We start from the raw sequence: 16,797 nt of genomic DNA, 5'->3' as shown, positions 1-16,797 counted from the left end.
GGATCAACCGATGAATCTGCAACTCGATGCACTGCGCCAGGCCTACCGCAATGGCGACACCACACCGCGCCAGCTGCTGCTGCAACTGCGCGAAAAAGCCGCTGCGCTGAATCCCGACTATCACCTGTTCATTCACTTGCTCAGCGTCGATGAACTGGAGCCGTACCTCGCCGCCCTCGACGGTCGTGACCTCGACAGTCTGCCGCTGTATGGCGTGCCATTCGCGATCAAGGACAACATCGATCTGGCCGGCATTCCCACCACAGCCGCATGCCCGGCGTTCGCCTATGTGCCGCAGCAGTCGGCGACCATCGTCGAGCAACTGTTGGCGCTGGGCGCGATCCCGCTGGGCAAGACCAATCTCGATCAGTTCGCCACCGGCCTCAATGGCAGCCGCTCGCCTTATGGTGCGTGCCCGAACAGCGTTTTGTCCGAATATCCGTCTGGCGGCTCCAGCGCCGGCTCGTCACTGGCGGTAGCGCTGGGCGTGGCCAGTTTTGCCTTGGGCACTGACACCGCCGGTTCCGGGCGAGTGCCGGCGGCGCTGAACAATCTGGTGGGATTGAAGGCGAGCAAAGGCCTGATTTCCACCGCTGGCGTGCTGCCGGCGTGCCGCACGCTGGACTGCGTAACCACCTTCACCGCGACCGCCCGTGAGGCCAGTCAGTTGCTGGCGTTGACGGCAAAATACGATCCTCGCGATGAGTACAGTCGAGGCAACCCGGCATGGAATGACGGCTCGGCATTTGGCGCGCCACGGCCGTTTCGCTTCGGCGTGCCACGGGCGCAGGACCTTGAATTTTTCGGCTGCAACGAGGGGCCACAGTTGTTCGCAGCGGCCATCGAACGGCTCAAGGCCTTGGGTGGCGAAGCCGTCGAGCTGGACCTGTCGCCATTTCTCGAAGCAGCGCGTCTGCTCTACGACGGGCCGTGGGTCGCCGAGCGTTACAGCGTCGCCGGTGAGCTGATGGAGCAGAATCCCGAAGCGGTGCTGCCAGTGATCCGAGCGGTGCTGGCCAAGGCTCCGGCAGTGACCGGCGTGCAGACCTTCCGCGCACAATATCGATTGCAGGCGCTGAAGGCCCTCTGCGACGAGGCCCTGGAAAATCTCGACTGCGTGCTGACGCCAACCATCGGTCGTCCAGTGACCCTGGCCGAGCTTGCGGCCGAGCCGGTGCTGCGCAATTCCGAACTCGGTTATTACACCAACTTCATGAACCTGCTCGACTACTCCGCCGTCGCCGTGCCGACCGCGTTCATGGGCAATGGTTTGCCGTGGGGCGTGACGTTGTTCGGGCGGGTATTTACCGATCAGTATCTGTTGAGCGTGGCCGATGCCTTGCAGCGCCAGCAGGACAGTGCCCTGCCAGCTCCGGTGAACGCTGCGCGCAACGACCGCGCTCGATTGGTGGTGTGTGGCGCGCATCTGCAAGGGCTGGCGTTGAACTGGCAACTGACTCAGCGTGGCGGGCGCTTGCTGGAAACCACGTTCAGTTCGCCGGACTATCGACTGCACGCCCTCGCCGGCGGCCCGCCATTTCGCCCGGGCATGGTACGGGTCAAGGACGGCGGCGTGGCGATTGCCGTGGAGGTCTGGGAGTTGCCGAGCAGCGAGCTGGGCTCGTTTCTCACCGGAATTCCGGCGCCGCTGGGACTGGGCAAGGTGCAACTGGCGGATGGGCGCTGGGAGAGCGGGTTTATCTGCGAGCCGTATGGCCTGGAGGGTGCGGTGGATATCAGTCATTTGGGGGGATGGCGGGCATACCTCAAAACCCTGGCCTGAATCTGTCGCCCTGCTCGCGAATGCGGTATGTCATTCAACATGGATGTGGCTGACCCACCGCTTTCGCGAGCAGGCTCGCTCCCACAGGTTCTGGCGCACCACCCCCGAATAAAGGAACGACCATTCACGCCGCACAGGGAGCAGTTATTTGCGCGCAGTGCCACTAGAATGCATCCCATCGGGCCACTGCCAACGGATCTGCCATGCCGCTTCGTTCTCCCTTGTACTCGCAACGTTCACTGGTGCTCACCCTCGTCGCCCTGCTCGGCGCCGGGTTTCTCGCCACCTCGCTGTTGAGCTATTTCGCGTCCCGCGAGTCGATCCGCGACAACATCGTCAACACTGAACTGCCACTGACCTCCGACACGGTCTATTCGGAAATCCAGAAAGATCTGGTCCGGCCGATCCTGATTTCCTCGATGATGTCCCGTGACACGTTCATGCGCGACTGGGTGGTCAACGGCGAGCAGAATCCCGAGCAGATGACCCGCTATCTCGACGAGGTCATGACCCATTACGGCGCCTACACGGCGTTCTTCGTTTCCAATGCCACGCTCACCTACTACCACGCCAAAGGCGTGCTCAAACAGGTCAAAGTCGATGAGCCGCGCGACACCTGGTACTTCCGCGTGCGCGACATGCAGGACCCGTACGAGATCAACGTCGACCCGGATCTGGCCAACAAGGACAACCTGACGTTCTTCATCAACTACAAGGTCTACGACTACCACAACCGCTTCATCGGTGCGGCGGGCGTGGGCCTGACCGTGGACGCGGTGATCAAGCTGATCGACAAGTATCAACAGCGCTATCAACGCAGCGTGTACTTCGTCGACACCTTCGGCCGCCTCGTATTGACCGGCGCAGAAGGTGGTCCGGAAGGCGCGCACATCGGCCAGAGTCTTGGCGAACTGGAGAGCATGAAAAGTCTGGTCAGCCAGTTGCCCAAGCCGCACAGCGGCAGCTACGAATACTCCACCCACGGCCAGGGGCATTTTCTCAACGTGCGGTTTATTCCCGAGTTGAACTGGTACCTGTTCGTCGATAAACGCGAAGACGGCGCGCTGAGCGAGATCCGCCAGTCGCTGTATCTCAATCTGCTGATCTGCCTGCTGGTGACGTTGATCGTGCTGGCGCTGCTCAATCGGGTCATCAAGCGCTTCCAGGCGAAGATCCAGGCGCACGCCACCCTCGACAGTCTCACCGAACTGCCGAATCGACGCGGCTTCGACATCCTCGCTGCGCAAGCGCTGCACGAGGCCCAACGGGAAACCAAGCCGCTGACCGCGTTGCTGCTCGACCTCGACCACTTCAAAGCCTTGAACGACACCTACGGGCACATGGCTGGCGACCAGGTATTGATCGGTTTCGCCCGCGACCTGCAAAGTTGCCTGCGCCACGCCGACATCGTCTGCCGCTGGGGCGGTGAAGAGTTCATCGTTCTGTTGAAAGACACCGACGGTGAGACCGGGCAGAAAATCGCAGAAAAAATCCGTCAACACGTCGAACAACACGAATATGCCTACGATGGCCACAGCCTGCATCTGACCGTGAGCATCGGCGCCACCACCGTGCAACGCGATGACACCTTGCACACTCTGCTGTCGCGGGCCGATCATGCGATGTACCGCGCCAAGCAAACCGGGCGCAACCGCACCTGCATGGAAATGCCGCACTCGACCTATGCCTGATAACGACGTCAAACCCGACCACTGCCCGGCCTGCGGTGCGCGCAACGATTGCAGCCTCGCCGACCCGCGCACCGCCGACCGCGAATGCTGGTGCTATGGCGTAACCATCGACCCGGCGGTGCTCGAAGCGCTGCCGGCCGCGCTGCGCAATCAAGCCTGCCTGTGCCCGCGCTGCGCCCAGGTCGAAGCGCAGTTGCAAGCAGGCCGGCTGCCGATCCCGTAAGATGCGCGGCCCTTTGTCCGTTGAATCCTGACCATGCGCGTCGACCGCTTCCTCAGCAATCTGCCCTGCTACAACCGTCAGCAGGTTCGCCTGTTGCTGGTGGAAAAGCGCGTGCGGATTGACGGAAAAGTCGTCAGCGACCCGCACAGTGACGTACTGGAATTCAGCCGGGTCGAAGTTGACGATGAGGTGCTGCAAAGCGGTAAACCGGCGCGCTATTTCATGCTGCACAAACCGCCGGGTTGCGTCAGCGCCACCCGCGATCCGCAGCATGCGACCGTGCTCGACCTGCTTGATGAACCGCACAAGGACGATCTGCACATCGCCGGGCGTCTGGATTTCAACACCACCGGGCTGATGCTGATCACCAATGACGGCACCTGGTCGCGACGCCTGACGCAGCCGCAAACCAAACTGGCGAAGGTCTATTACGTCGAAACCGAACAGGACATCGACCCGAGCTACGCGCTGAAATTTGCCGAGGGCATCTACTTCGCTTTCGAAGATCTGACTACGCAACCGGCGCAGCTTGAGCTGCTCGGCCCACGCTCGGCACGGCTGAGCATCGTTGAAGGCCGCTACCATCAGGTCAAGCGCATGTTTGGGTTCTTCAACAACAAAGTCCTGCGCCTGCACCGCGAATCCATGGGCAAACTGACCCTCGATCACGCGCTAAAACCGGGCGAGTACCGCGCTTTGCGCACCGAAGAGATTCATTTGTTCTAAGCCGGCGACCGCTCAGCCGAAGTTGTCGAACAATTCGCCGACGGCACTTGCGTGATCCTGAGTCCCCTGCTTGAATCAGGACGTCGGCCGAAATGTGACCGATGAGTCACCACATACTTCCAAGAAACTTTTTGTCGGTCGTCTGCCCTCAAGGGCTGCGCCTCAGCCGGCAATCTGCCCGCCAATAACAACACCCGTCGACCTGCCGTACCGGATCGACATGGGCCAGCAAATTTCAGGCGTATGCCTACCTGTCACAAAGCTCGTGCAATCTCGATTGCGCGCATACCCGCTTGCTTGCCAGGAGTCTTATGACATGAGGCCAGAAATCGCTGTGCTGGATATACAGGGTCAGTATCGGGTTTACACGGAGTTCTATCGCGCAGACGCCGCAGAAAAGACCATCATTCTGGTCAACGGCTCGATGGCCACGACTGCGTCGTTTGCACAGACCGTGAAAAACCTGCACCCGCAATTCAACGTGGTCTGCTACGACCAGCCCTACGCGGGTCGGTCAAAAGCCCACAACCGGCATGAGAAACATCTGACGAAGGAAGTCGAAGGGCAGATTCTGCTGGAGCTGATCGATCACTTCGCCGCCGAACACGTGCTGTCGTTCTCCTGGGGCGGCGCCGCCACTCTGGTCGCCCTCGCCCAGCAACCGCGGCGCATCGAAAAAGCCGTGATCAGCTCGTTCTCCCCGGTGATCAATGCGCACATGCTCGATTACCTCGAGCGCGGCGTCGACTACCTCGGCAGCCGCGACGGCGACCGGGTCGGCCATCTGGTCAACAACACGATTGGCAAACACCTGCCGTCGCTGTTCAAGCGCTTCAACTATCGCCACGTCAGCAGCCTCGCCGAGCATGAATACGGACAGATGCATTTTCATATCAACGACGTGCTGCACAGCGACCGGCAGTGCTATCTGAATGCGGCGAAAAAGATCAACGTGCCGGTGCTGTTCCTGAATGGCGAATGGGACGAATACACCGCCGCCGAGGATGCGCGACTGTTCGGCAACCACGTCGCCCACAGCAGCTTCACCACCCTGCAAGCCACCGGACACTTTCTCGACATGGAGCACAAGGCCGCCTGCCGCGACAGCCAGAACGCCCTGCTCGGCTTTCTGAAACCTGCGCCGCAAGCCAGCCGAACGCGCTACTCGTTTGTGCAGGATCACCATGCCCTGGCCATTTGAAACAGCGTCATCGCGGGCAAGGCTGCAAGCTTGAAGTGCCTGTTGCACCGGCGCAGCCCTTGCTCGCGATCGACCGATTTCTGCGCGGCAAAGCACTCGCAGAGAAAAGAAAACTTCAAATCCGTGGCCGAGTCTGGTACAAAGTCAGCCGCTCTGAGCGGGTATAGTTTAGTGGTAGAACGAAAGCTTCCCAAGCTTTAGATGAGGGTTCGATTCCCTCTACCCGCTCCACCGAATATTGATCTCGCGTTGTGTTGTCCGACGAGGGATGCAGGAATAGAAAAAACCGGCCTTGATGGCCGGTTTTTTTGTGTCTGGAAGTTGAAGCGTGTTGGCGGTGAAGACTTCCAGAAGATCGCTGAGCCCTTCCTCCCCGGATTACTTCTCGAAATCCAGATGCAGCCTCGCCAGTACATTGAAGATCGGCTCCCCGGCTTTGTGCGGGACATTCAATCGAGTGAATACTTTCCTCCAGTTGGCGAGCGCAGCGAGAGTCTGCTCGATATATTCCTCGGCCTTGAGGTATTTGTATTCCTTGCAGATCTCCATGATTCGCTTGCGAGTAGGCGTGCCGGGAGTGCGGCCACCGAAGTCAGCGGCCCGCGACTTTGATCAGCTCACCAACCTTGGCGCCCTCTTTCAAAACATTCAGCGCTTCTGTGTGTTTGAAAGGCTTGATCATCAGCGCATCCCTCTCTTGCGCCTGGCATTCTTCAGCTCATCCAGCGAGCTCGGCTGCTCTGGTTTGAACAGCTTGGTCACAGCGTTGAGTTCATCAAGCGCAGTGGCTATCAGGATCAAAGCCTCCAACGTCACGAGCCCGGTCGCTTCGAATCGCTTGATGGTGGATTCGGAAACCCCCGCCTTTTCTGCGAGCGTCTTGCGGGAAAGGTTTTTGGAGAGCCGCAGGATTTTGGCGTTTTCTCCGACATTTCTAGCGATCTCAGCCGGCGAGTGAAGCAAATACATGAATGACATGGCAAACCCTTCAAGGCTTAATTGGTCTTTATGGAGCCATTGTGGATCGTTATGCTGAATTACGGATCTTTTATGAACCATTGCAAGAAAATTCGTATGACCCATACATGCTTTGCAATTCAATGTTGAACGCCCGTTCACAAAGCACATTCAAGATTGCCCCTCCACTCAGTAACGACTAGTATCTCCCGTATCGGGAGGAGGCATGGATGCGGATAATTGCAAGAGCGACGCTAAGACAATTTTGGGAAAGCACACCAGCTCATGCTGATGCTCAGACACCTCTCGTTGAATGGTACCGCCATATCGAAAAGGCGATTTATCGAACTCCGCAAGAGGTTAAAGCTGAGCTGCGAACGGCTAGTGTCCTCAAGGGAGCCAGGGTGGTATTCAATATCGGCGGGAATAAATATCGAGTGATTCTGGCGATCGACTACCGACGGCAACTTGGTTTTATCCGCTTCGTTGGGACCCATGCTCAATACGACCAGATCAACGCGGAGACCGTTTAATGAACATCAAACCCATTCGTAGCCCGGAAGACCTGACCGCAGCATTGCTGCGCATGGAACAGCTGTGGGGTGCAGAAATCGACTCGCCAGAGGGCGATGAGTTGGAAATTCTCGCTCTGCTGATAGAAAAGTATGAGGAGCAGAATTTTCCGATGCCACCCTCTGATCCCATTGAAGCCATCAAATTTCGTATGGATCAGCAAGGCTTGACGCCGCGGGATCTCGAGCCCTTTATTGGCACCAGTGGGCGTGTTTCGGAAGTATTGAACCGCAAGCGCAAGCTGAGTCTGGCAATGATCAAACGTCTGCACGATGGCTTGCGTATTCCTTATGAATGCCTGCTCGCCAGTGTCTGAAGAAAACTATCGCATGCAAAACCGGTCGCAACGACCGGTTTTTTTTTGCCCGGAAATCAGCGCCGGCTAACCGACCGGCACCACATGATCCAGCACCTGATTCACCGCCAGCTCGCCCAGCATGACGACCTGGGCGATGCCGAGCAGGGTTTTGCGCTGGCTGCCGTCGAGCATGGCGGCAAAGCTGCCGAACATTGGCCCCTTCTTGACGAGCCAACAGCACGAATTCTGAACGAAGCTGCACAGTGGACACCTCTTGCCAAGACACAGGCCATCTCCTTCGCGATGAGCAATGTGTCTATTAAAATTCGTCCACCATGTCTCCGAACACCTGTCCACCATGTCTCCGGTACATACACTCCCGAGGGAGTGGGGACCGATCGGGTTGTTCTTGCGAGTTACGCTGACCTGAACCAATGCGTCGAACTCACGATAAAAAACGAGCTAGACGAATGAACATTTTCAGCGGGTTGCAACAATGAACAATCGTGGAAACGGCAACAGCACCGAGCCGTCAGCCAAGGCCGGATAAGCCTTGGCAACCTCCGCCAGATACCGCTGCAGATACTGCGCCCGCTCCTCCTCGGTCAATGGGCTCAGGAATGGAATCAACCCGCTACCCTTGAACCACTCCACCACCCCCGCCGCCCCGTCCCGAAGTTGGTGGTGATAGGTGGTGCGCCACACATCGACCCGCGCGCAGTGCGGCCGCAGCATTGAAAAATACTCACTGGCACTGGCCATGTCGGTACGCTGCCCGGCAGCGTCTGCGAGCTTGCTCGCCCACGGCCCGTTGGCGGCGACTTCACGCATCAAGCGGTGGGACGGTTCGTTGAGGTTGTCCGGCATCTGGATCGCCAGGCTGCCACCATCTGAAAGCTTGCTCGCCAGGGCTGGCAGCAACGAAGCGTGATCAGGCACCCATTGCAGCACCGCATTGGCGAAGATCACATCGAACGGACCCTCGTCAGCCCATTTGTCGACCTCGGCCACCTGAAACTGCACGTCAGGCAAGCGCTTGCGCGCGGCGGCAATCATGTCCGCCGAACTGTCGAGGCCACTTACGCTCGCCTCGGGAAAACGCTGCACCAGCAACTCGGTGGAATTGCCCGGTCCGCAACCAATGTCCACCACCGCCCGGGCCTGCGCCGTGGGTATCGCCGCCAACAGATCACGGGCCGGGCGGGTGCGTTCATCTTCGAAAGCGACGTATTGCTTGGCAGACCAACTCATTGCGTTCTCCTGTCGGGGCGTGGCTTGAAACCGGGAAGTGCAGCTGCGCATACCATACAGCGATAAGGCCGATGAGCTCGCCTCGCCTCCGGCGTCCCGCCCGGTTATTTGTAATTAGAATTTTCAGCACAACACCGATGTCTGAATTTCAAGCTTCCAAAACAAGGACTTCCATCATGAAATTCGCAAAGATTGCCCAGAAACTTGCCCTGTGGGCCGGTAGCCCGAAAACGTTCATGGGGGCGTTGATTCTGATTGGGTTGTGGGGGTTGAGCGGGCCGATTTTTGGTTACAACGACACGTGGCAGCTGATCATCAATACCTCGACGACGATCATCACGTTCCTGATGGTGTTCCTGATTCAGAACACGCAGAACCGCGATACCGACATTTTGCATTTGAAACTCGATGAGCTGCTGCGGGTGAACAAGGAAGCGCAAAACGCGATGCTCGGGCTGGAAGCGCTGGACTTGAAGCAACTTGAAGCGCTGCGCCGGCATTACCGCGCGTTGGGTGAAAATCAGGTGTTTGATCTTGAGGGGCTGGGCGACAAGAGCAAGCCAAAGCAGGATTTGAATGAGTGCTGAGTAAGTAAACACACACTGTGGGACCGAGCCTGCTCGCGAAGACGGGGGGTCAGTCAAAACATCATTGACTGACACACCGCTTTCGCGAGCAGGCTCGCTCCCACATGGGAAGCATCGCATTTCAACTGAAGGTTTCGCTCGCGCTGCAGCAATAAGGCGTCGTTAGCGACTGGCCTGCAACGCTCGAGCTTTCTCCAGATGGCTTTGCAGTTTCGGCAAGGTCTCATCGGCAAACGCTTTGATTTCCGGCACGTCGGTGGTCTGCGCCTGTTGCTCGATCTGGGTGATGGCCTCTTCGGTCGCCTTGACCTGACTGGCAGCGTAGGCCTGATCGAATGTGGTGCCGTCCTTCACTTCCGGCATCAGCTCTTTGGCCTTGTCGGCGAGTTCTTCGCGGGGGGCAACCGGCAGGTCGAGTTTCTTGGCGATCTTCGCCAGATGCTGGTTGGCTGTAGTGCGGTCGTTGATCACAACGATGGTGTAATCCTTGACCTCTTTCGATTCGGTCTTGCCGTGGGCCAGACGACTTGCTTCGATGTCGGCCATGCCTTTGGCAGAGGCATCGTTGATGAATTCGGCAGGCGACTGGGCGAACGCACTGCTGGCGCACAGGCCCAGCAGGGTTGCAAAACTGACGTTACGTAAACGGGTGGCCATCCGGCACATGGTCGCGCCCTCCTTTGTTGAAAATTCAAACGGGCCGTGATTCGCCCGCTGCTCAAATGTCGCGGCGGAGAATTGTCCGCCTCAGTTAGGAATGCTTTAGCGGTCAAAGGTTTAGAAAATCTGCCTGAACCGCGACGAACGGCGCGCTCGCTTCAGCTGCCCAAGGCCCGATGATTCAGGCGTTTGGCCGCATACATGGCTTGATCGGCATGCCGGAACAGTTGCTGTTCTTCTTCGCCGTGTTCAGGAAAGCGCGCCACGCCGATGCTCGATTCGATCCACAAGTCATGCCCGTCGAGGCGCATGGGCTGCGCCAGCACCTGCCGGATTTTTCCGGCGACATTGTCGGGATCGCCGGCGGCATGCACGCTGTGCAGCAGCACGACGAATTCATCGCCACCGATACGCGCCACCGTATCGGTTTCACGCACGCAGCCTTTCAGCCGGTTGGCCACGGTTTGCAGGAGCATGTCACCGACGGCATGGCCATGGGTGTCGTTGACCTGTTTGAAGCGATCCAGATCGACATACAGCAGCGCCATGCGTCCGTGCCCGGTTCGCGCATGGGCCAGCGCAGCCTTGAGCCGATCACGCAGCAGTTCGCGATTGGGCAGTTGCGTCAGTTGATCGTATTGCGCCATGCGCTTGAGCCGCGCGTGCAGTTGCTGGCGCTCGATGGCCGTGGCGACTTGTGCACAGACATATTGCAGCAGTTCCTTGTCCTGCTCGGTGTAGCGTTCGCCGCCAGCGAGGCTTTTGACGATCAAGGCGCCGATGGTGCCGTTTTTTGAGTTCAGTGGTACGCCGAGCCAGCAAGGCGCGTTTTGTTCCGCCACCAGCTCAGCAAAATCGGGCGTGGCATCGGCGCTGTCCGGGGTCAGCAACATTGGCTGGCCGCTGCGGATCACTTGCGCGCAGAGCCGTCCGATGACGGTGCCGGGCTGCTCGGGCTGCAATTCGTGATCGTCGACGTGATAGGGAAAATTCAGCTGCGCGCAGTGTTCGTCGTACAGCGCCACGGAAAAATTCAGCGCCGGCAGCCACTCGCCAATCAGCAGATGGATGCGTTTGAACAGCGCCAGCAAATCTTCCGCCGCGTGCGCCGCTTCGGAAATCGCGTACAACGCCGCTTGCCGCGACTCGGCCTGCTTGCGCTCGGTGATATCGCGGGCGACGGCGATGCGCAGTTGATCGACTTCCGACCAGCGCGCCGACCAGGAAATGTGCGCGACGCTGCCGTCCTTGCGCAGATAGCGGTTCTCGAAATTGTGCTTCGGGTCGCCGCCCATGATTTCGCCAGCGGCCGCAAGGGTGCGCTGGCGATCGGCCGGGTGCACCAGCTCGATCATCGAGCGGCCGATCAGTTCGTCAGGCGTGTAGCCGAAAATCCGCTCGCAGGCAGCGCTGACAAAAACGAAACGGCCCTGTTTGTCGACCGCGCAAACGGCGTCCAGCAACAGGTCAATGTAGCTCGCCAGCGGCGCAGGGTTTGGGCTTGCCATGGTTCTAACGATTGTCCGCACAGTGCAGCGATTTCAATCATCCATGATCGTGATTGCGCATCCCTGCCCATTCCATCAAGTCTTGTTCGGCAGCAGGCCCGGCAGCGCGTGCATCAACGCATTGATGGCGAAGCCGATAAACATCACGCCACATAAACGGGTGATGAGCAGTTCATGACGCTGATACACCGTGCGCACCCGCTGCGCGCCGACCACGCCGATGAGGATAGCGTAAGCCAGCGCACCGCCGATAAAGCTCAGGGTGATCAGCGCCGGCAGCATCGACCAGTTGAGCAGTTCGGCGCGGCTCGACAGCAGCGCCGTAAAGGTCGCCACCGCCACCGGGTAGGCCTTGGGATTGGTCAGGCCGAAGACGATGCCGTGCCAGAACGGCTGCCGCGCCGCCCCTTGCGCCTCGTCGCCGCTACGGCGTTGGGCACGCACCGCACGCCAGCCGAGCCAGAACAGGTACAACGCGCTGAGCACGCCGAGCACATCGAACGCAGTGCTGCCGATCTCGCGGGCGCCGACGATTGCCACCAGTGCGGTGCTGCACCAGATCACATCGCCGAGCAGATGCCCACACAGAAACCCCGCCCCGGCGCGCCGCCCATGGGCCGCGCCAATGCCGAACACCGCCAGCACGCCCGGCCCGGGCGTGATCCCGTAGATGAAACCCGAAGCCAGAACGGCCAACAGCAATGATGGAGTCATGAGAAACCTGCAAGCGCCAGAACACGTGGCGCAGAGTCTATATCACCGCGATTGAAGCGGATCAGGGTTCGTCGCAGAAACGCATGCCGGGGTACGGTTTATGCCGACACGTAGCCAGCCGCGATTGCAAATCGCCGACGTGGACTTCCAGCTTGTGCCCGTCGGGATCGAGGAAGTAGAACGACGCGCCTTCAATAGCCTCTCAGATTTTCGGGAACGAAATATTGCTGTCCGTCATAGCGCAACGTGGTCAGCACCGGTTTTTCGTGGGTGGTCTTCGATTCGCAGGTGTCGGGTGGTCCCTCACCGATCCGGCCCGTGGTGACTGAGCGGACAATGATATCGGCGTAACCATGGGAACTGGTTTTGCCCATCTCAAGCGTACGCACCGTCTCCGAGCGCTCTCCGGCGCAATTGCCATCCCATTCGCCACTGAAGCTGTAGACGACCAAGCGATCCAGCACCGGGCGCACCTCGTCGCCCTCTTTCACGTAGAGCGACAGCAGGGTTTCATCCAGCGGATTGACGCGCGACGAGCCTTTGAAATGGGCGCGGACGCCGAATGCACGAAGGTCGGGCGTGAGTTTATAGCGCGCCGTGTCGAGTTCCAGACTCTCCAGCGCGATGGCATCGGAGAGAAACACCGACGGCTGATGATAGGTCGCCAGCGGTTTGGGGCTGCCAGCGGTAGTGACGGCCAGGTCCAGATCGTACGAGCCCACGCTGCCGTCATGGCCATAGACCGGATCGGGCACGAACGTCGATAGCGCGGTGATGGTCATCTGCGGATAAGCCGGCCAGTCCTTGCACAGCGAGAAATCCGCTTCCGCGCTGACCGCCGGCGGCGTGCAATCGGCCCACGCCTGCCCAGCCATGAACCACCCGCAGAGCGCTACTGCGCTGATCCAAATGGACTTCATTGTCAATTTCCGCTCCTTGATGACATTTGCAGCCGTGCACTATCCCTTTCTGCATCGGAGATTCCACAAATCTGGCCAGCGAATCTTCTCATGTGTCTGAAGTCGGAATTCGCGAGCAGGCTCGCTCGCACAGGAAAGCGCATTCCAAAGTGGGAGCGAGCCTGCTCGCAAAGGCGTCATCACAGACGCCGCGAGTCTCAGAACCTATCCAGCGTGCGCAACTTCTGCGGCAAGCCGGGGTGCTGCTGCCCGTGAGGTACTTGATGCGCCCCGCCCAAAATCTGGCTGACGATCCCGCCGAACTGGACAGGGTTCATCCGAGCGGGCAGGCCAGCCCGGTTCCACCTCTGGCTGCTCAATGGCCGATGCGGTCTCGCCGTGTTGTGACAGGCGCAGTCAGCAAGCGAACCAGCTGCGCGCTGTCGTCCTTGCGACCCAACACCAGGATTGAAGAGCCTTGCAGGCAGGCATCAATGGCTGACCATGAAATGTCTCTCGCGCCCTCGACATCAAACGAATCATCCACTGCGCCATCGACCAGAAAGCCTGCCGTCAACAAGACTCGTTCGCTGCCCGAGGTCTGTCCGACCGCCACAATCCGTTTACCGGCGATATCATCCAGCGCAAACCCTGCTTGCCAACCTCTCAGATCCCGTTCCTGCGCCGTCGGGGTGAGGACAGGATTGTTGAACGCGTCATCCATTTGGCCGGTGTAGGTAATACCACTGATGAACCCGTGTTGCAGTTTCTTGCCTTGCGTTGACTCGACCGCCGAACCGAGCAGAAGCAGGCGCTGCGCCGTTTGCACCGCGATGTCCGTCACGCTGCTTTCGAGCGGCTGGCCATCGCGCTGAATGTTCAACAGCAGTACGCCCTTGTCGCCGAACGCTTGTGCAACTTTCCCGCTGTGGTCGAACGCCATGACCAATCCCTGATTGGTTACTTCCGTTTTGCCATGCAGCAGAATCATCCCGTCGTCGAGCTGGATGATCCCGGACAACGAAATGGCCACCCCTGGCAGCGACAGGGGCAGCCAACCGTTGCTGGCGAAGGATAAATCGTCCGAGCCATCGAGATGGAACCGCGTCAACAAGCCACTGCCCTTTTGCGCGGTCACGAACAGCAGCCGGTCCGGCTGCGCAAGCTGCGGATCGGATTTGGCCAGCAGCAGTTGCCCATGCGTGGCCCCAAAGAGTGCCGGAATCCGCATGGGCACAATCCGGTAGCCATTCCTGTCGCCGCCGAACTCGATGTCCGGCGATCCGTCGGGCAGAAACCGGGCGATGACTTGCTGGTATTCAAGAGTCTGGTCTTTGACGACGCCAATCACACCGCACATCCAGATCCGTCCGAGCGCATCAACGATCAATGGCCCGCCTTGCGTGAGCGAGCCTGTGCCGAACTGGCCGCTGATATATCCGCCGGTGCCGAAAGCCGGATCCGGATTGCCATCGGCATCCAGGCGCGCAAGGCCGTAGTACGAATGGCCCGATTGCTCGACGGTAGCGCTGACCATGATCTGTCCCGAAGGCGTGATCGCCACGCCTTTGGCAATGGTCTTGCCCGCTCCGGGGAATTTCAGCGCTCGCAGACCAAAGAGCGCATCCAGCTCCCCGGCTGACTGCGCGTTTGAGGACAATGGCGCGATAGATTCCGGCATGTTCGCATTCTCCTATGGGATCGACATCGATCCCCTCGTAGCGTGCATTCGACCCGAAGCCGCCACGCCGGACAACTGACAGAAATGACAGTTTTTTAGACGAAAACGAAATTACCTTGCCTGCAAAAAAGACTGAATGACTGGTAGTTCTTACAGGTTCCAATTCAGGCCAACCATGCCAACCTCAGCGTTCAGATCAGCTATGGACGAGAAGCATGATGAGCACTCGCGACGAGCACATGTCACAACCTGCCCCGGCGCCGACCATTACCTATCCCGAGGAGGCCAGCACGACGGGACCTGCGACATTGTTGCTCGGCAGCGGCATACCCAATGCTCTTGTGCAGGTCTGGAACATTGAAAACACCCATTCGCTTGGCGAAGGGCTGGTCAGCGCAAATGGACGATGGGCGTTCAGCATCACCGCCGTTCAGGCCCAGGGCCAGCAGAAGATTCACGCCCACCAGACGTATGCAGGCATCACGTCCGAATGGAGCGAGGAGCGCGGATATGAGGTGCGACTGCGGCCCGAGATCGACGTCCCGGTCGTTGTCGAACCGATTGAGGGCGCGCAGGTCGATACGCCTCTGATCTTTTCAGGAGATGTCACGCGAGCCGAGGGTTTCGTCAGTATTTTCGATCTGGACACTGGCCTGGAGATTGCCAGAGCAGCGGTCGAAAGCGACCGGAAATGGCAAACCCCGGCTGCACACTCATTGGCGGTCGGGCAGTACCGTATCTGCGCTGTCCACAACATCGCCGGTCAAGTTTCAGATTGGGGCCGTGTGCGGACTTTTGCCGTGGTCGCAGAAGCAAGCGAAGGACTGTTCGACTTCGCTCGCCTGCGCGCCTTCATTCAAAACGCATTGCGGAAAATCTCTTCGATCTGGCGCTGATCCGCCGCCCTCGGATTGGTCAGTCCACAGGCGTCCTTCAAGGCGTTGGTGGCGAGCACCGGGATGTCGCTGAGTTTCGCGCCCAGCTCACGCAGTCCGCCGGGAATCTCGACGTCCTTGGCAAGGTTGCGAATGGCATTGATCGCCGCCTGTGCGCCCTCCTCCGCGCTGAAACCACGAATATCCGCGCCCATGGCGTGGGCGACATCCCTGAGTCGGTCAGCACAGACCTGCGCATTGAAACTCTGCACATGCGGCAACAGCACGGCATTGCAGACGCCGTGGGGCAAGTCGTAGTAGCCGCCGAGCTGATGCGCCATGGCATGGACAAATCCGAGCGAGGCGTTGTTGAACGCCATGCCGGCGAGGAACTGCGCGTAAGCCATGTTCTCCCGCGCCGCCAGGTCGCTGCCGTCGCGCACGGCCAGACGCAGGTTGCTGCTGATCAGGCTCATGGCCTTCAAAGCGCAGGCGTCGGTGATCGGGTTGGCGGCAGTCGAGACGTAGGCTTCGATAGCGTGGGTCAGCGCGTCCATGCCGGTGGCGGCGGTGAGGCCTTTGGGCATCGCGACCATCAACTCCGGGTCGTTGACCGACAGCAGTGGCGTGACGTTGCGGTCGACGATGGCCATTTTCACGTGGCGCGATTCGTCGGTGATGATGCAGAAGCGGGTCATTTCGCTGGCAGTGCCGGCGGTGGTGTTGATGGCGATCAGCGGCAATTGCGGCTTGCTCGAGCGGTCGACGCCTTCGTAATCGCCGATCTGCCCGCCATTGGTTGCGCACAGGGCGATTCCCTTGGCGCAATCGTGTGGCGAGCCGCCACCCAGCGACACGACGAAATCGCAACGGCTTTCCTTCAGCAGCCCCAACCCGGATTCGACATTGGCCGTGGTCGGGTTCGGTCTGGCGCCATCGAAGATCACCGAATCGATGTCCTGCATCGCCAGTTTCTCGGCGATCATTGCGGGCACGCCAGCCTTGGCCAGCCCGGCGTCGGTGACAATCAGCGCCTTGCGAAAACCATAATTGCGAATCGCGACCATGGCTTCGTCGAGGCAGCCGCTGCCCATGATGTTGACCGCCGGAATGAAGAAGGTGCTGCTCATCGTGTGTCTCCTGACTGAAGCCGGATCGACTGCCTCGATT

Annotated in this window: 18 protein-coding genes, 1 tRNA gene and 2 pseudogenes; 10 read left to right on the top strand and 11 right to left on the bottom strand. The window is 59.5% G+C overall.

Annotated features, from left to right (window positions below):
* Positions 1–10: 10 nt before the first annotated feature.
* The 6 genes from atzF (at position 11) to BXA01_RS22670 (ending at position 5,855) form a co-directional block, all read left to right on the top strand.
* Entirely contained in the window at positions 11–1,783 is a 1,773-nt protein-coding gene (gene atzF, locus BXA01_RS22695) for an allophanate hydrolase (protein ID WP_076566369.1), read from the top strand.
* 203 nt (positions 1,784–1,986) lie between these two features.
* The gene (locus BXA01_RS22690) at positions 1,987–3,474 is read left to right on the top strand and encodes a sensor domain-containing diguanylate cyclase (protein WP_041478881.1); all 1,488 of its coding nucleotides are present in this window, start codon (positions 1,987–1,989) and stop codon (positions 3,472–3,474) included.
* Positions 3,467–3,697, top strand: coding sequence for a cysteine-rich CWC family protein (locus tag BXA01_RS22685; RefSeq protein ID WP_076566367.1), 231 nt, complete (start codon positions 3,467–3,469; stop codon positions 3,695–3,697). Before BXA01_RS22690 ends, BXA01_RS22685 begins: the two co-directional genes overlap by 8 nt.
* A 33-nt stretch (positions 3,698–3,730) precedes the next feature.
* A complete protein-coding gene (locus BXA01_RS22680) occupies positions 3,731–4,423 on the top strand; it encodes a pseudouridine synthase (protein WP_076566365.1) in 693 nt (230 codons plus the stop codon).
* Positions 4,424–4,739: 316 nt separating this feature from the next.
* Entirely contained in the window at positions 4,740–5,624 is an 885-nt protein-coding gene (locus BXA01_RS22675) for an alpha/beta fold hydrolase (protein WP_076566363.1), read from the top strand.
* A gap of 157 nt (positions 5,625–5,781) precedes the next feature.
* Positions 5,782–5,855: transfer RNA gene (locus BXA01_RS22670), tRNA-Gly, on the top strand.
* A gap of 147 nt (positions 5,856–6,002) precedes the next feature.
* Here the strand turns inward: BXA01_RS22670 and BXA01_RS22665 are convergent.
* Positions 6,003–6,173 carry a hypothetical protein gene (locus BXA01_RS22665; RefSeq protein ID WP_177345030.1) on the bottom strand — a complete coding sequence of 57 codons (171 nt, stop codon included), beginning with the start codon at positions 6,171–6,173 and terminating at the stop codon, positions 6,003–6,005.
* Positions 6,174–6,305: 132 nt separating this feature from the next.
* A complete protein-coding gene (locus tag BXA01_RS22660; protein ID WP_076566361.1) occupies positions 6,306–6,602 on the bottom strand; it encodes a helix-turn-helix domain-containing protein in 297 nt (98 codons plus the stop codon).
* Positions 6,603–6,811: 209 nt separating this feature from the next.
* Between BXA01_RS22660 and BXA01_RS22655 the strand changes: the two genes are divergently transcribed.
* Together BXA01_RS22655 and BXA01_RS22650 are read left to right on the top strand one after the other, a co-directional pair.
* Positions 6,812–7,114, top strand: a complete 303-nt coding sequence (locus BXA01_RS22655; RefSeq protein ID WP_076566359.1) for a type II toxin-antitoxin system HigB family toxin — start codon at positions 6,812–6,814, stop codon at positions 7,112–7,114.
* Positions 7,114–7,470: a helix-turn-helix domain-containing protein gene (locus tag BXA01_RS22650; RefSeq protein WP_076566357.1), complete on the top strand. Its 357-nt coding sequence runs from the start codon at positions 7,114–7,116 to the stop codon at positions 7,468–7,470. The genes BXA01_RS22655 and BXA01_RS22650 overlap by 1 nt, the downstream gene beginning before the upstream one ends.
* 66 nt (positions 7,471–7,536) lie before the next feature.
* Here BXA01_RS22650 and BXA01_RS27430 read toward each other — a convergent pair.
* Positions 7,537–7,665: pseudogene (locus BXA01_RS27430) on the bottom strand (DUF6124 family protein); the annotation flags it as partial.
* 267 nt (positions 7,666–7,932) lie between these two features.
* Positions 7,933–8,703 carry a trans-aconitate 2-methyltransferase gene (gene tam, locus BXA01_RS22645; RefSeq protein WP_056783474.1) on the bottom strand — a complete coding sequence of 257 codons (771 nt, stop codon included), beginning with the start codon at positions 8,701–8,703 and terminating at the stop codon, positions 7,933–7,935.
* A gap of 176 nt (positions 8,704–8,879) precedes the next feature.
* Here tam and BXA01_RS22640 point away from each other — a divergent pair, with 176 nt between their 5' ends.
* Positions 8,880–9,290 (top strand): low affinity iron permease family protein, encoded by a 411-nt coding sequence (locus BXA01_RS22640; RefSeq protein WP_016771301.1) that lies wholly within the window; start codon positions 8,880–8,882, stop codon positions 9,288–9,290.
* Positions 9,291–9,452: 162 nt separating this feature from the next.
* Here the strand turns inward: BXA01_RS22640 and BXA01_RS22635 are convergent, their stop codons facing one another.
* From BXA01_RS22635 to BXA01_RS22610, 6 genes and pseudogenes are all read right to left on the bottom strand, one after another.
* Positions 9,453–9,956, bottom strand: coding sequence for a DUF4142 domain-containing protein (locus tag BXA01_RS22635; protein WP_076566355.1), 504 nt, complete (start codon positions 9,954–9,956; stop codon positions 9,453–9,455).
* Positions 9,957–10,108: 152 nt separating this feature from the next.
* The gene (locus BXA01_RS22630; RefSeq protein WP_076566353.1) at positions 10,109–11,458 is read right to left on the bottom strand and encodes a sensor domain-containing protein; all 1,350 of its coding nucleotides are present in this window, start codon (positions 11,456–11,458) and stop codon (positions 10,109–10,111) included.
* A gap of 75 nt (positions 11,459–11,533) precedes the next feature.
* A complete protein-coding gene (locus BXA01_RS22625) occupies positions 11,534–12,172 on the bottom strand; it encodes a LysE family translocator (RefSeq protein ID WP_076566351.1) in 639 nt (212 codons plus the stop codon).
* Between the two features lie 61 nt (positions 12,173–12,233).
* A pseudogene (locus BXA01_RS22620) lies at positions 12,234–12,365 on the bottom strand (glutathione transferase); the annotation flags it as partial.
* On the bottom strand, positions 12,364–13,098 hold the full coding sequence (locus tag BXA01_RS22615) for a hypothetical protein (protein WP_076566349.1): 735 nt from the start codon (positions 13,096–13,098) through the stop codon (positions 12,364–12,366). The pseudogene BXA01_RS22620 and the gene BXA01_RS22615, both read right to left, overlap by 2 nt.
* 349 nt (positions 13,099–13,447) lie before the next feature.
* Complete coding sequence (locus BXA01_RS22610; protein WP_076566347.1) at positions 13,448–14,752, bottom strand: delta-60 repeat domain-containing protein; 1,305 nt, start codon at positions 14,750–14,752, stop codon at positions 13,448–13,450.
* Positions 14,753–14,970: 218 nt separating this feature from the next.
* Here BXA01_RS22610 and BXA01_RS22605 point away from each other — a divergent pair, with 218 nt between their 5' ends.
* On the top strand, positions 14,971–15,648 hold the full coding sequence (locus tag BXA01_RS22605) for a hypothetical protein (RefSeq protein WP_172834018.1): 678 nt from the start codon (positions 14,971–14,973) through the stop codon (positions 15,646–15,648).
* Here BXA01_RS22605 and yiaY read toward each other — a convergent pair.
* Entirely contained in the window at positions 15,609–16,757 is a 1,149-nt protein-coding gene (gene yiaY, locus BXA01_RS22600; RefSeq protein ID WP_076566343.1) for an L-threonine dehydrogenase, read from the bottom strand. The genes BXA01_RS22605 and yiaY overlap by 40 nt on opposite strands.
* Between the last annotated feature and the right edge of the window lie 40 nt (positions 16,758–16,797).

This window comes from Pseudomonas sp. B10, assembly GCF_900156235.1.
Lineage (GTDB): Bacteria > Pseudomonadota > Gammaproteobacteria > Pseudomonadales > Pseudomonadaceae > Aquipseudomonas > Aquipseudomonas siliginis.
Note: the sequence above shows the minus strand (reverse complement) of the source record. Positions and strands in the feature narration are given on the sequence as shown.

What these genes read in the sequence shown, in the direction of transcription:
- atzF (WP_076566369.1), top strand. Translation starts at nt 11, where the DNA reads ATGAATCTGCAACTCGATGCACTGCGCCAGGCCTACCGCAATGGCGAC.
- BXA01_RS22690 (WP_041478881.1), top strand. Translation starts at nt 1,987, where the DNA reads ATGCCGCTTCGTTCTCCCTTGTACTCGCAACGTTCACTGGTGCTCACC.
- BXA01_RS22685 (WP_076566367.1), top strand. Translation starts at nt 3,467, where the DNA reads ATGCCTGATAACGACGTCAAACCCGACCACTGCCCGGCCTGCGGTGCG.
- BXA01_RS22680 (WP_076566365.1), top strand. Translation starts at nt 3,731, where the DNA reads ATGCGCGTCGACCGCTTCCTCAGCAATCTGCCCTGCTACAACCGTCAG.
- BXA01_RS22675 (WP_076566363.1), top strand. Translation starts at nt 4,740, where the DNA reads ATGAGGCCAGAAATCGCTGTGCTGGATATACAGGGTCAGTATCGGGTT.
- BXA01_RS22665 (WP_177345030.1), bottom strand. Translation starts at nt 6,173, where the DNA reads ATGGAGATCTGCAAGGAATACAAATACCTCAAGGCCGAGGAATATATC.
- BXA01_RS22660 (WP_076566361.1), bottom strand. Translation starts at nt 6,602, where the DNA reads ATGTCATTCATGTATTTGCTTCACTCGCCGGCTGAGATCGCTAGAAAT.
- BXA01_RS22655 (WP_076566359.1), top strand. Translation starts at nt 6,812, where the DNA reads ATGCGGATAATTGCAAGAGCGACGCTAAGACAATTTTGGGAAAGCACA.
- BXA01_RS22650 (WP_076566357.1), top strand. Translation starts at nt 7,114, where the DNA reads ATGAACATCAAACCCATTCGTAGCCCGGAAGACCTGACCGCAGCATTG.
- tam (WP_056783474.1), bottom strand. Translation starts at nt 8,703, where the DNA reads ATGAGTTGGTCTGCCAAGCAATACGTCGCTTTCGAAGATGAACGCACC.
- BXA01_RS22640 (WP_016771301.1), top strand. Translation starts at nt 8,880, where the DNA reads ATGAAATTCGCAAAGATTGCCCAGAAACTTGCCCTGTGGGCCGGTAGC.
- BXA01_RS22635 (WP_076566355.1), bottom strand. Translation starts at nt 9,956, where the DNA reads ATGTGCCGGATGGCCACCCGTTTACGTAACGTCAGTTTTGCAACCCTG.
- BXA01_RS22630 (WP_076566353.1), bottom strand. Translation starts at nt 11,458, where the DNA reads ATGGCAAGCCCAAACCCTGCGCCGCTGGCGAGCTACATTGACCTGTTG.
- BXA01_RS22625 (WP_076566351.1), bottom strand. Translation starts at nt 12,172, where the DNA reads ATGACTCCATCATTGCTGTTGGCCGTTCTGGCTTCGGGTTTCATCTAC.
- BXA01_RS22610 (WP_076566347.1), bottom strand. Translation starts at nt 14,752, where the DNA reads ATGCCGGAATCTATCGCGCCATTGTCCTCAAACGCGCAGTCAGCCGGG.
- BXA01_RS22605 (WP_172834018.1), top strand. Translation starts at nt 14,971, where the DNA reads ATGAGCACTCGCGACGAGCACATGTCACAACCTGCCCCGGCGCCGACC.
- yiaY (WP_076566343.1), bottom strand. Translation starts at nt 16,757, where the DNA reads ATGAGCAGCACCTTCTTCATTCCGGCGGTCAACATCATGGGCAGCGGC.